Here is a 12,574-nt window from a genome sequence, read left to right as displayed (position 1 = left end):
TGCGCTAGGGTGATGGTAACAGCATATGCCCGGGGCTTTATTGCGGTTCGCCGTTTTTGCGCGTCCAGCGGTCGGCGTCGCGCGTATTGAATTTGTGCATGACGGCGTCATGCGCCTTCGTCAGGTCGATGTCCAGCGAGTTGGCGAAGCAGTTCAGGATGAACAGAATGTCGCCCAGCTCCATTTCGATGGAGTTGTCCGCCTCGTCCGGCTTTTTCGGCTTCTCGCCGTACGTATGGTTCACTTCTCGCGCCAGCTCGCCGACTTCCTCCGCCAGTCTCGCCACGAGCGACAGCGGGCTGAAGTAGCCTTCTTTGAATTGGCCTATGTAGCGGTCTACCTCGCGCTGGATTTCAGCGAGGGATTTTTCGTCCATGCGGCTGTCCCCTTTTTGCAACGTATCTTTACCTATGTTATCCTAAAGCAGTTTTGAACACAATATAGGGAAAGCCGCATGAGGCTGCCCGCTCAGACCGCTGAAGCCAAGGAGAAAACCGCCATGTCCAATCTTGCCTACCGCTATTTGTACAAGTCCATCCTCCCCGTCCTGCTCGGAACCGCCATCTATGCCTTCGGCCTGCAGTATTTCCTGCTGCCCAACCAGCTCATGGAGGGCGGCGTCACCGGCATCGCCGTCCTGCTCAACTACGCGTTCGGGTGGAAGCTGTCCATTACGACGCTGCTGCTCAACATTCCGCTCTTCTTCGTGGGACTGCGCATCCTCGGACGGCTGCCGATGGTCATGACGATCGTCGGCACCGTCAGCCTCTCGCTGTTCCTGTTCATTTTCGAAAGGGGCATCGAGTCGGGCTGGATCGAGCCGTTCTACGCCGAGCATGACCTCATTCTCGCCGCGCTGTACGCAGGCGTGACGCTCGGCGGCGGCCTCGGCATCGTCTTCCGCTTCGGTGGCACGACCGGCGGCGTCGACATCGCCGCCCGCATCATCAACCGCGCCAAGGGCTGGAGCATGGGCCAGATCATCCTGTCATTCGACGCGATCATCATCGGCATCTCGCTTCTTTACATCCCGAAGCAGAACGTGCTGTACACGCTTGTCGCCGTCTTCATCGCCTCCAAGCTGATCGACTTCATCCAGGAGGGCGCCTATGCCGCCAAGGCATTTTCGATCATCAGCGAAAAAGGCGATGAGATCGCCGAGCGCATTACGGTCGAGCTCGAGCGCGGAGTGACGCTCATTCCCGCCGTCGGCGCCTATTCCAAGGTGCAGCGCAACATGCTCTATTGCGTCGTCTCCCGCAGCGAGATCCGCTCGCTGCGCCTCATCGTGAAGACGATCGACCCGCGCGCCTTCATCGTCATCAGCGACGTCCACGACGTGCTCGGCGAGGGCTTCAAGGAAGAGGCGTAGCCGCTGCGGCTCTCTCCTCCCCTCTAGAGCATCAAGCCAAAAAGCCCTTCCGTCTGCGCAGACGGAAGGGCTTTTTGATGTCGAGCCGTCATTTGCGGACGACTCCGTTGCGGCTCGGACGCTCCGGCCGCGCCGGGAGCACGATGACGCCATGCTGCCCTTGCCGATAGTTCGACCAGCCGACGTACGTGAGCAAGGCGCAGATGAGCGGCACGATCGTATAAATCAGCCATCCTCCGCCAGAGTGCGGGGGCAGCGGATGAGGAAGCGCATCGGCAGCAAGATAGCCGCCCTCCCCGCCGCTCGCCAGGAACAGCCGATCCGCGGCGGCCGACAACGACTCGAACGACTGCACGGCCCAGCCCGTCCGGGTCCCGTCATGCGAGGTCAGCAGCCGCGAGCTGTAGGCGATGCTGTCCCGCATCGCTTCGGTCAACGCCTTGTCCCTCATCAACAGAGCGGAAGGCTCGACCAGCTCCCAATGCTGCTGGAGCGTCTTCATCCGCGCCTCCGCCGTGCCGGTCCCGGACGCGCCCGACGTCGTCCAAGCGATGACGAGCTGGCGCGCGTCCTCCTTGAGAACCGGCCGGTACTGCAGCCAGAGCGCGTCGTCGCCGCCGGTCAGGCTGTCCGCGGCCAGGCGAAGCTTGGATGCCGCCGCCAGCAGCCGATCCGCTTCCGATCGGCGGCTCGCTGCCGCCTCCGCCTCGAGGAGCGCCTCGTCGACGGCGATCCATCCGAGCTCGCCGCCGCTCCGACGCAGCACGCTGTCGCCGGCTGTCGCCGCCGCATCCCGCAGGGTATAAAAAATGCCGTTGCGGTCCGCAGCCATGACCGATTCATAGAATCGGTCGGCTGCCGCCTGGAACCTCTCCTGCTTGGCGCGAAGGCCCAGGTCGTCCTCGTTTGCGGTTGAAGCACGGCTCGCCGCGGCCGCCAGCGCGGCGCCATGCAGCAGAAGGGCAGCCGCCAAGCCCGCTGCTATGGCTGCCCACCATCGTCTTGACATGCTTATCCCTCCCTGTCTGTCCTACTTTATGCAGGGACAGGCAGGTTTATGATGGCGGATCCACGCACCTCGAATCGGATCAGCGGCAGCGCCGGCAAGCCCTAGCCCCGGTCAGCGGCCGCGCCCGTCTCGCTCCCTCCGCAGCAGCGCCAGTCCGAGCATCGTGACGAGGAAGCTGAACACGGTCAGCCCGACCGTAAAGGTCCGCACCTCGGGCACATAGTCGTACAGCGGCCCCGGCAAATAAGGGAAGATGCCGAAGGTGTAGTCATTGTAGTCATTCAGCAGCAGCCAGCCGAGCGCGAACGCCGCGGCAGCTCTGCGGAACCGGAAGAACGGCAGATAAAGCAGCGCTTCCACCGCCATCCCGAGATGCGAAGCCATCAGCATGTAATGCTGCGGCTCCAGCGGCTCCCCTTGGGAGGCGCCGGCCAAGATCATCGAGACCGCCCAGATGCCGTACTTGATCGAGGTGACGACGCCAAGCGCCTCGATCGCCGAGCGCAGCAGCCGCGCTCCCCGTCCAGGCGATGCGGGCGGAAACAGCAGGTAGAGCAGCGCCAGCGTAAAGAAGAGGCTGGCGGTAGGACTGTCGGGCACGAAGACGATTTGCCACCAGGGGTGTCCGTCGCGGACGGTCTGCTCGAGCTGATGAGCATACCAATAGTAGCCGTAGACAGTCCCAAGCGCGTTGACGATGAACAGCGTCCACAGGAACGGCCGATACAGCAGCAGGCTGCGATCCAGCTTGATTCCCATCGTTGGTTCCTCCTTTGATGCCGGAATCGGTACAGAAAAGACCTGACTGCCGAAGGACAGTCAGGTCTCTCGCTCTGCCGAGACTTACTCGCCGGCAGCCTTTTGCTTCGCCAGCCAGTCGGCCAGCGTGTTGATTTCTTCGGAGGAGAGCTGTTCGCCGAACGCCGGCATCGCGCCTTTGCCGTTCGTGACGATGTCAGCCAGCTCTTCCTTCGTCAGCAGGTCGCCGACGCCATGCAGCGATGGAATCTTCGCTCCGGCTTGGCCTTTGAGGTCCGTGCCGTGGCATTGGAGGCAGCCGGCCTTTTCCATGATCGCCTTGACGTCCGCGTTGTCCGCGTCGACCAGAGCGACCTCCTCGACCGGCTTCGTCGCCGAAGGCGGCTCCTTGCCGGACATGGCCGCTTCGCGCGCTTCTTCCTCGCGGGTGATATGCTCCGGCACCGTGCCGGTGACTTCAAGCTCATGCTGGTAGAAGTCCCAGCTCACCTTGGTGAGATAGAAGCAGGCGACGAGCGAGAGCAGCATGAGCGCGCTCGCGATCGGACGGCGGTAGAAGCGGCGCTCCTTGCCGGTGTCCAGGAACGGAGCCAGCATCAGCGAGCCGAACGCGACGCCGGGAATGCCGACAACGCCCCAAGCGACATAATCGCCGGACACCCAAGGATACTTGAGCAGCTGGTACAGGAACAGGAAGTACCAGTCCGGAATCGGAATGAACGCCGAGTTGGTCGGATCCGCCGGATAGCCGAGCGGAGCCGGATGGGCGATCGTCAGGACGAGGAATCCGACCAGGACGACGCAGCCGACCATCCATTCCTTGAGCAGGAAGTTCGGGATGAACGCTTCCGAACGGCCGGGGAAGGAAGTATAGTCCGGCGGCACCGCCACTACTCCGGAAGGCTTGCGCACCCGGGAGTCGCCGACATAAACGACCTTTTCGTCTTTGTTGCCGTGAGCCATTTAGGTCCCTCCTCTCGGTTATAGAGGACCCGCGATGCCTTGCTTGCGGATCATCAGGAAGTGCGCGGCCAGCAGAGCCAGCAGGGCGCCGGGCAGGAAGAACACGTGGATCGCGAAGAAGCGGGTCAGCGTCGTCGCGCCTACGATCTCGCCGCCTTGCAGGAAGATCTTGATATACTCCCCGATGTAAGGCACGGAGTCCGCGATCTGGATGCCGACCTTGGTGGCGAAGTATGCCTTGTTGTCCCACGGCAGCAGGTAGCCCGTGAAGCCGAGGCCGAGCATGATGAAGAAGATCAGCACGCCTACGACCCAGTTCATCTCGCGAGGCGCCTTGTAGGAGCCCGTGAAGAAGACGCGCAGCGTATGTAGGAACATCATGACGATGACGAGGCTCGCGCCCCAGTGGTGCATGCCGCGTACGATGGAGCCGAACGGCACCTTGTGCTGCAGGTAGTCGACGCTGGCATAAGCATTGATGATGTCCGGCACATAATACATCGTCAAGAACATGCCGGAAAGGATCTGGATGACCGTGATGAAGAACGTCAGTCCCCCGAAGCAATAGACGAAAGCGGAAAAGTGATGGGCCGGGTTGACATGCTCCGGCACTTCATGGTCCGCTACATCCCGCCACAGCGGCGTTACGTCAAGACGCTCGTCGATCCAGTTGTATACGCTTTTAAACATCGGAACTAACGCCTCCCATTAAACCCGCGTGTTGGGGATGATATCGCCCAAGTAGACGAAACCGTTCTCGACCTTGACCTGGTACTCGTCAAGCGGAGCCGGCGCCACGCTCAGGTTTTTGCCATCTACCGTGTAATGCGCGCCGTGGCAAGGACACACATATTGATTAGCAGTCGTCGTGTTCCAGCCGATCGTGCAGCCGAGATGCTTGCACACCGGCGAAAGGGCGAAGATCTTGCCTTTGTCGTCCTTCATGATCCAGGCCGCCTGCTCGGGATCGCTTACATACCAAGCATCCACCTGATGGATCTTGAACTTGAATTCGGTCGGCTCGCCGACCTTCACCTTGCTCTCTTCCACGACCTTCACGAAACTGCCGCCCGCGCGCTTCTCCAAGAGGGGATCAACGGCGAACCGGATCATCGGCAGCACGGCGCCGCCTGCCATGAATGCAGTTGCTCCTCCGAGGGTGTACGCGAGAAACTGCCTGCGGGACATTTCCTTGCGTTTTACGGGAGTATGCGCGGTCTCCTGATACTCGTGATTACTCATCTGTTCAACCCCCTTTGCAACCATTTCGGATGCCTTGTCCGCCAGACATTCCGTGTCGAACCAAGCAATTCCTATCATACGTCAGTCATATAGGAGCGTCAAGAATTTGGAAGTTCAATGTTCAAAAATCGCTCCCATGTTTGTTGCTAATTTGTCACAATTGCCCCTGCTTTCGACACGCGCAGTTAACAATCATTCCCTGAGACATGGTTTCCCCCAAAAGGGCCGTCTCTATACGCGCTCGAAGCCCTTCCTTTGCTCTTTGATCAGGCGTTCCAGAGCCGGCGGATCTCGCTGCGGATGCGCTCCGCGTCCGGCAGGCTGCCGTCCTCGCCCGGCCCGATCGTCAGATCGGCTTCAGCCAGCCCGTCCAGCCGCAGCGCCGCCGAAGCCGCCACCACATAGCGGAAGCCCGCCTTCTTCAGGTTCGCGACGAGCGGGCCGAGCGCCGCCGCGCTCTCCTCGCTGCCGTATTGAACGGCCGGATAAGCGATGATCCGTCCTCGGAACGGGACCTCGATCGCATCCATCACGTCGCGCAGCTTTTCGAGCTCGGCCGCGGCCTGCCACGGATTCTCGACTCCGCTCAGCCCCGTCACCGGCAGCAGGCAGGTATCGACAAACGGCTGCAGCTCGGGCCACCGCGAAGGCTCGATTTCGCTGAATTTCATCTTGCACCTCCTTTAGCGCCATAACCTTTACTATGGTACCTTCTAAAGGCGCGTTTGCCAAGCGCACGAACCCCCCGCCGGTCCGGCGTACCGGATCGGCGGGGGGCATGGGCGCGCCGACGTCGTCAGCGCTGCAGCGTATTCCATTGGGCAGCCAGCTTCTCAAATCCTTCCTTGTCGCCGGATTCCAAAGCATTGTCGATCGCCGCGTAGATCTTTTCCTTTCGAAACCGGATCATCGCCTCGTCCAGCAGCATCTCCGCGGCCAGCCCGAGCATGACCTCGTAATTCGCCTTCATTTTGTCCATCGGATGCACCTCCGCAAATTTGTGCACCTATACCTTCCTCGCTGCAGTTCGTGCCGGTAGTGCCGCCAGGTATAGAATCGACGCCAACCTATCGCCGCGATCTCCATCTATCGTATTCTTCCTAGCGGCGGCCGGGAGAGGCTGATGACCCGCCAGCTAGAATAATATGCTCTTGCCTGCCCGTGCTAGAGAGGCGGAACGGCGCCGGCTTCGATCCGCAGCACGTCTCCGTGCTCCACGCTCACCCCGGCGACGATCGCCCGGCCGAGCCGAGTCATGCGCAGCACCGTCCCCCGCTGCTCCTCCTCGCCGATCCGCAGCAAGCCGAGATGAAGCATCATCATGAGGATCCGGGAATCCATGACCGCCTCTGCCGTATCGTAGTAGTAAGGCTTCACATACGGAATCAGCACCTCCCGCAAGGAATCCGCCGTCACCCAGCGGTCAGCCAGCTCGTCGACCCAATGGACCATCGGCGCCAGATTGGGAACCGGGCCTTTGTACAGCCGCAGCCAGAACCGATAGAGCTGCTCCGTGCCGAAAGGCTGTGCTCCGAGCAGCGCCGCCTCGCCGAGCGGCGTGAGCAGAAGCTCGCTTTCGGTCTCCTCGAGCCACTTATTATAGAAGCAAAAATCGTAGACGAGCGAGAAGCGCTCCGGATATTCGCGGAAACGGCGGCCGTAGCCGAACCTCCACGCCGCTTTGGCCGGCGGCTCCTCCCGCACGCCGAAGCTCTCCATCGCCTGCAGCATGCTGCGGCGGTGCATGTAGCCCTCCCGCGTCAGCGGCACCTCATGGTGACGCACGTACGAAAGCAGCGCTTTGACGTCGCCCGCGAGCAGCTCCTGCTCGTCCCGGTATACCGGCGGCTCGTCCGTAAACACGAGCCGTTCGGCGAACTTCCGCTTGAGCGTCTGGCGGAAGCGATCCTTGAGATCTTTCGGCACGCGGAACAAATACCGGTCGGGTCCCGATATGCCGTTGAACAGCCATCCGTAATGCTTGAAGCGGACGATCATGTCCCGGGGCCCTTCCGGCTCCGCCGGCGGCTTGCCTTTTTTGGCGCGTCCCTTGGCCCGGCCTTGGGCCGGCTCGCTGGCCGGCTCCAGCCCGTCGCGGCTCGACTGCACTCTGGCGATCAGCTCCTCGAGGCTGAACTGCTCCCGGCTGTCGAAAATCAAGGAGTTGATGAATCTCAGCTCCTCCAGCTTCATGCTGCCGATCTGGGCGTCGAAGCCTTCGCGCGAGCCGGCTTTTGAGAGAATCGCTTGAATCAGCTCATGCTTGGAGTTGCCGTTGCAGCGGCAGTCGTACACTTGCGCGATCCGGCTCAGCTGGGCGATGTCCGCATAGCCCAGCATATCGGAGAAATTCATCTCTCGTCCCTCCTTCTATCGGCCCTGTTCCCTTCTAGCTGCTTTTTGTACTACCATTATGGGACGATTCGGAAGGTTTAAGACGTGCCGGACAACAAAAAAACCCGCCGGTTCGGCGGGTTCTTCGGGTCAAGCCTTTTCTTGCAGATGAAGCGTGCAGTTATGCAGCAGCGACTTCCACCCTGCTTCTCCGTGCTCGAGGACGGAGAAGCACATATTGTTCAGGTAAGGCTGATCGAGCCCTTCGACCATCACTCCGAGCATCTGAGCGAGGAAGCTTCCATGCGTGACGGCGAGCAGTCGGCCCTCGGGCATCCGCGCCGTATAGGCTTGCAGAAATGCCGCCGCCCGCAGGCGGACGCTCTCGTCGCTCTCCACTCCGGCTTCCGGATGCGTCCGCCACTCCGGCCCCCACGCCGCCAAGCGCTCTTCCTCCAGCGTGCCCTCGATCTGGCCGAAGCTGCGCTCGATGAGCAAGGGCTCCGGCTCCAGCAGCGGAATCCCGAGCTTGTCCGCGATGATTCGTCCCGTTTCGGCTGCGCGCGAGAGGCCGCTCGTGACGACGGCGTCCCAGCTCTGCTCCTCGCCTGCCAGCCGGTTCGCGAGCAGCAGCGCCTGGCGCTTGCCTTCGTCGTTCAGCGGAATATCGGTGATGCCTTGAATGCGGCCTAACGCGTTCCAATCGGTACGGCCGTGACGGATCAGACCCAGTTTCATCGTCTTGCCTTCCTTCCTGCTGCAATATCGTCCGGACTGAGTATAACAAAAGTATAACAAAAAAACCGGCCGCGAAGCAGCCGGAGTGCGTCATTTTCGATTGCGGGACAGCCACCCCATCATGAGCATCGTCATGACGAGCCCCAGCATGGATAAGATAATCCAGTATTGGGGCGTGCGGGGAACGAGGCTCAGCAGCAGCGGATCGCTGACCGTGGCGACGGGAATGTCGCCCGAGATCGACGCTTTGAAGACGGGAGAGGAAGAAGCGTTCGCCGTATCCATGATGCCCTTGGTCTCGTCGGACTGTCCTCGGCCGAGAAGCACGTACAGCAGGCTCGTGCAGAACATCGCCAGGCACGCCGCCACGGCGGCGGACAGCCTGGGTCCGAAGGAGCGGCTCAACGAAAACCGTCTTTTCAGCGTCCAATCCATATGGTCCTCGGCGTAGATCCGGTCCATGACCGTCCGATTGACTTCCTCGGCCCTTTCGGACATTTCATGCTCTTCCATATCGGACAGTTCCTGGATGAGCCGCTCGCTCTCCGCCCAAAGCTCGTATTCCTGCCTGCAGGCTATGCAATGCTTCAAATGCAGGTCGACAGACTGCTTCAATGGCTCGCCATCCGGCAAATCCCAATAAAGCGCCAGCGCATCCTGCACTTCTTCGCATTTCATCGCAGCTTCATCCCTTCGAACGCTTCGCTCTCCGTTTCTTCGAAGTAGGGTTCCAGCTGGACCTTGACGCTGCCCCGGGCGCGGAACAACAACGATTTGACCGAACTGACGGTCCCGCCCAGAACATCGGCAATCTCCTGATAGTCCAATCCTTCATATTCGCGCAGGATGAGCGCAGAGCGCTGCTTTTCCGGAAGAGCGTTGATCGCTTCCCGGACAAGCGCCATCCGCTCTCCCTGGAGCAGCCTCTGCTCCGGAGCGGCGTCCAAAGGAGCGGTCGGCATGATGCCGCTCTCCTCTAAAGGAATATGTACGCTGCGCTGCTTGCGAAGCTCGCTCAGCACCGTATTGCGCGCAATCGTGTACAGCCAGGTGGAGAACTGCGCGTCCACCTCGCGGAACGAATGCAGGCTGCGGTAAGCTTTGTAGAAGGTCTCGGAGCAGAGGTCCTCCGCGACGAGCTCCATCTTGGTGCTTCTGAGCATGTGAAGGATAAAGGCCATGATCTTGCGCTGGTAACGCCTCATAAGTTCGGAATAGAGCTCTACATTTCCATGTTTGATTTGCCGGATCAGATCGGAATCATCCATGACAGGCGGCTTTACCTCCTCACCTGCAGCGATTTCCGTCCGGCATTTAATTGTACCGGAACGGATGCAGAAAGTTGCGCTGCCGCGCCAAAAAAGAAAGAAGAATGAACATGCGACGTTAAAGTGTATTTCGGCATCCCGCAAAGCATTCTGAAGACTACTATTTCGCCAGCCGACGCCAAATTCCTGCCGGCTTCGACATCATGGGTGATTACCCAAAACTTGGCTGCCCGCAAACTCTTCGTATTGTATCATGGGGGGCGCGAAAGGAATCGAATATGAGGAACTTCTAAGAAAAGGCAAGCTCAAAACAAAAAGCCGCCCGAGAGGGCGGCCCGCACAAGACGTGCGATGGAGTTGGATAGGAGTGGAGAGAAACCATACTGTACTTTTATTATATGTATCCGTTTTCAATCTGTCAATAAGCGTTTTCATTTTGTTCGAAAAAGTTTGAAGCGGTTTCATGAAGGCAGCTCGCCTAAAACGAAGCGCCCTCTGACGGGCGGCAGAAGGCGCTTTCGTCTGGAAGAGGCAAAGCCGAGAGGCGGCGATGCTCTGGCGTCGCCGCCCGCCCGGCACGGGCCCACTTGGACCGGTGCTGCCACTTGGACCGGAGGCCGCCGCTTGGACCAGTGACGCCGCTTGGACTGGACGCCGCCGACGGATCAGCTCTTGACCGTATACCCCAGCTGCTCAAGCGCATCGAGCGCCTGGTCGAGATCCCCTTGGGTGCGGAAGCTGAGGCGCAGCACGCCAGGAACATCCATCCGGCTCTCGATGATCTGCAGATTGCTCAGGTTGATCCGGCGGTTGCCGAGCTCCGTCGCGATCTTGCCGATGATGCCGGGATGATCGGGCACGTCCATGTAGCATTCGTAAATGGACTGGAGCACGCCCTTGCGGCGCTCCGGCAGGCTGCTGCGGAATGCTCCCGCGGCGCGGAACGCATCGCTGATCGCCTCGCCGTCCTGCTTGCGCAGGATGTCCGCGAGCCGTTCCAGCTCTTCTCCCCACTCCTGCAGCAGCCGCAGCACGACGCTGCGGTTTGCCAGCAGAATATCCCGCCAGACGACCGGATCGCTTGAGGCGATGCGCGTGATGTCGCGGAAGCCCCCGGCCGCCAGCATCGCGTAAGCCTCGTTGGACTCGTTGTAGCGGCGCACCTGGTTGACGAGGCCGGCCGCGATCAGATGCGGCAGATGGCTGATCGCTCCGACGATCTCGTCATGCTCCGAAGGATTCATATGGACGATTTTGGCACGGGTGTGGCCGAGCAGCTCCGTCAGCCGCTCGACCGCATCGGCCGGCGTGCCGGCCTCCGGGGTGAGCACGTAATAGGCGTTCTCGAACAGGATCGGGCTGGCCGCCTCCACCCCGGCGCGCTCGGACCCGGCCATCGGGTGGCCGCCGATGAACACGGCGCCATGCCAGTCGATGGCGGAGACGGCTTCGGCGACGCCGGACTTCGTGCTGCCGACGTCCGTGACGACGCAGCCCGGCTGCAGCGGCATGAGGCTGATGCGGCGAGCGTAATCGGCGAGCATGCCGACCGGCACGCACAGGAAGATGAAGTGCGCCCCCCGCACCGCATCCTCGAGCGAGGTCGTAGCCTCGTCTACGACGCCCAGCTTGACATACTTGTCGGCCGACTCTTGACGATAGGAATAACCCGTTACGTGCAGGCCGGGCTGTCCTTTGAAGCACAAGGCGAGCGAGCCTCCGATGAGGCCCGCTCCGATAATGGCGATTTTGGTCATCGATTTACTGTTGCACCGTCGCTTCCTTCAGCACTTCCTCCAAGGCGGCGACAAACTTGACGTTGTCGTCCGCCGTGCCGATCGATACGCGCAAGCGGTTCGGATACTTGGACCATCCGGCGCGCGTAATGAAGCCGCGGCGCAGCAGCCGGTCGAACGCCTCGCGGGACGGCATGCCGACGTCGACGAGGACGAAGTTGGCCTGCGTCGGGAAGTAGGCCAGCCCAAGCCGGTCGAACTCGCTCTGAAGGTAGTCGCGCTGGCGGAGATTGTTCTCGCGGCAGCTGTCGACGAACGCCTGGTCGGACAGGGCGGCCTTGGCCGCGGCCTGCGACACGCGCGCCGTATTGAACGGCTCGCGCACGAGGTTGATTGCATGGATGACGTCCGGATGGGCGATGCCGTAGCCGATCCGCAGCGCGGCGAGTCCGTAGATCTTGGAGAACGTGCGCAGCGAGACGAGGTTCGGATAGCGCTCCAGCAGCCGGATGCTGTCCGGATAGTCCGGATCGTCGACGAAGTGGCAGTACGCCTCGTCAAGCACGCAGAGCACGGACGCCGGCAGCGCGTCGAGGAAGGAGACGAGCTCCCGCTCGCTCACGATCGTGCCGGTCGGATTGTTCGGCGAGCAGATCCAGACGATCTTGGTGCGGTCGGTGACCGCGGCCAGCATCGCCGGCAGATCCTGCTTGCCGTCCACGAGCGGCACCTCGACGATGACGGCGTTCTCGACGACCGCGTTGTGCCGGTACTGCGAGAACGTCAGATCGGCCATGACCGTCTCGTCTCCCGGCTCGAGGAACGAACGAGCGAGCATGAGGATGATCTCGTCGGCGCCGTTGCCCCAGATCAGCTGCTCCGGCTGAACGCCGAGATGGGCGGCGGTCGCCGCCGTCAGCTCGACGCTTGCCCCGTCCGGGTAGATGTTGCTGTTTTCGATCTCGGTCAGGATCGCCTGCTTGGCCAGCGGCGAGCTGCCGTAAGGGTTCTCGTTGGAGGCCAGCTTGATGACCTCGCTGAGGCCGAGCTCTCTCTTGACGTCGTCCACCGGCTTGCCCGGCTGGTAGACGGGCAGATCCACGATATGGCGTTTCGTATTCATGGTTCACCTCATAAAAAAGTAAAGTCCGCT

Annotated in this window: 15 protein-coding genes; 1 reads left to right on the top strand and 14 read right to left on the bottom strand. The window is 61.2% G+C overall.

Annotated elements, in window-relative coordinates; all coding sequences use genetic code 11:
* Nucleotides 1-37: 37 nt before the first annotated feature.
* Nucleotides 38-376: a nucleotide pyrophosphohydrolase gene (locus B8V81_RS20110; protein ID WP_101809056.1), complete on the bottom strand. Its 339-nt coding sequence runs from the start codon at nucleotides 374-376 to the stop codon at nucleotides 38-40.
* 123 nt (nucleotides 377-499) lie between these two features.
* Here B8V81_RS20110 and B8V81_RS20105 point away from each other — a divergent pair, with 123 nt between their 5' ends.
* Nucleotides 500-1,372 (top strand): YitT family protein, encoded by an 873-nt coding sequence (locus tag B8V81_RS20105; RefSeq protein WP_101809055.1) that lies wholly within the window; start codon nucleotides 500-502, stop codon nucleotides 1,370-1,372.
* An 88-nt stretch (nucleotides 1,373-1,460) separates the two neighbouring features.
* Here the strand turns inward: B8V81_RS20105 and B8V81_RS20100 are convergent, their stop codons facing one another.
* From B8V81_RS20100 to hisC, 13 genes are all read right to left on the bottom strand, one after another.
* Nucleotides 1,461-2,381 carry a sporulation protein YpjB gene (locus B8V81_RS20100; RefSeq protein WP_101809054.1) on the bottom strand — a complete coding sequence of 307 codons (921 nt, stop codon included), beginning with the start codon at nucleotides 2,379-2,381 and terminating at the stop codon, nucleotides 1,461-1,463.
* A gap of 111 nt (nucleotides 2,382-2,492) precedes the next feature.
* Nucleotides 2,493-3,140: a DUF1405 domain-containing protein gene (locus B8V81_RS20095; protein WP_101809053.1), complete on the bottom strand. Its 648-nt coding sequence runs from the start codon at nucleotides 3,138-3,140 to the stop codon at nucleotides 2,493-2,495.
* 84 nt (nucleotides 3,141-3,224) lie between these two features.
* Nucleotides 3,225-4,103, bottom strand: coding sequence for a menaquinol-cytochrome c reductase cytochrome b/c subunit (locus B8V81_RS20090; RefSeq protein ID WP_028599751.1), 879 nt, complete (start codon nucleotides 4,101-4,103; stop codon nucleotides 3,225-3,227).
* An 18-nt stretch (nucleotides 4,104-4,121) separates the two neighbouring features.
* The gene (gene qcrB / locus B8V81_RS20085; RefSeq protein ID WP_028599752.1) at nucleotides 4,122-4,793 is read right to left on the bottom strand and encodes a menaquinol-cytochrome c reductase cytochrome b subunit; all 672 of its coding nucleotides are present in this window, start codon (nucleotides 4,791-4,793) and stop codon (nucleotides 4,122-4,124) included.
* Nucleotides 4,794-4,811: 18 nt separating this feature from the next.
* Nucleotides 4,812-5,345: a ubiquinol-cytochrome c reductase iron-sulfur subunit gene (locus B8V81_RS20080; protein WP_028599753.1), complete on the bottom strand. Its 534-nt coding sequence runs from the start codon at nucleotides 5,343-5,345 to the stop codon at nucleotides 4,812-4,814.
* A gap of 266 nt (nucleotides 5,346-5,611) precedes the next feature.
* Nucleotides 5,612-6,016 (bottom strand): DUF2487 family protein, encoded by a 405-nt coding sequence (locus B8V81_RS20075; RefSeq protein ID WP_101809052.1) that lies wholly within the window; start codon nucleotides 6,014-6,016, stop codon nucleotides 5,612-5,614.
* Nucleotides 6,017-6,141: 125 nt separating this feature from the next.
* On the bottom strand, nucleotides 6,142-6,324 hold the full coding sequence (locus B8V81_RS20070; RefSeq protein ID WP_101809463.1) for an IDEAL domain-containing protein: 183 nt from the start codon (nucleotides 6,322-6,324) through the stop codon (nucleotides 6,142-6,144).
* Nucleotides 6,325-6,509: 185 nt separating this feature from the next.
* Nucleotides 6,510-7,700 (bottom strand): hypothetical protein, encoded by a 1,191-nt coding sequence (locus tag B8V81_RS20065; protein WP_101809051.1) that lies wholly within the window; start codon nucleotides 7,698-7,700, stop codon nucleotides 6,510-6,512.
* 129 nt (nucleotides 7,701-7,829) lie between these two features.
* The gene (locus tag B8V81_RS20060; protein WP_101809050.1) at nucleotides 7,830-8,417 is read right to left on the bottom strand and encodes a histidine phosphatase family protein; all 588 of its coding nucleotides are present in this window, start codon (nucleotides 8,415-8,417) and stop codon (nucleotides 7,830-7,832) included.
* Between the two features lie 90 nt (nucleotides 8,418-8,507).
* Nucleotides 8,508-9,095, bottom strand: a complete 588-nt coding sequence (locus B8V81_RS20055; protein WP_101809049.1) for an anti-sigma factor family protein — start codon at nucleotides 9,093-9,095, stop codon at nucleotides 8,508-8,510.
* Complete coding sequence (locus tag B8V81_RS20050) at nucleotides 9,092-9,685, bottom strand: RNA polymerase sigma factor (protein WP_101809048.1); 594 nt, start codon at nucleotides 9,683-9,685, stop codon at nucleotides 9,092-9,094. The genes B8V81_RS20055 and B8V81_RS20050 overlap by 4 nt, the downstream gene beginning before the upstream one ends.
* A 665-nt stretch (nucleotides 9,686-10,350) precedes the next feature.
* A complete protein-coding gene (locus B8V81_RS20045) occupies nucleotides 10,351-11,442 on the bottom strand; it encodes a prephenate dehydrogenase (protein ID WP_028599760.1) in 1,092 nt (363 codons plus the stop codon).
* Between the two features lie 4 nt (nucleotides 11,443-11,446).
* Complete coding sequence (hisC, locus tag B8V81_RS20040; protein WP_028599761.1) at nucleotides 11,447-12,544, bottom strand: histidinol-phosphate transaminase; 1,098 nt, start codon at nucleotides 12,542-12,544, stop codon at nucleotides 11,447-11,449.
* Between the last annotated feature and the right edge of the window lie 30 nt (nucleotides 12,545-12,574).

Origin of the sequence: Paenibacillus pasadenensis (assembly GCF_002864175.1) — a bacterium.
In the GTDB taxonomy this organism is placed as follows: domain Bacteria; phylum Bacillota; class Bacilli; order Paenibacillales; family Paenibacillaceae; genus Paenibacillus_O; species Paenibacillus_O pasadenensis.
This window is presented reverse-complemented; position numbering and strand designations above follow the sequence as displayed.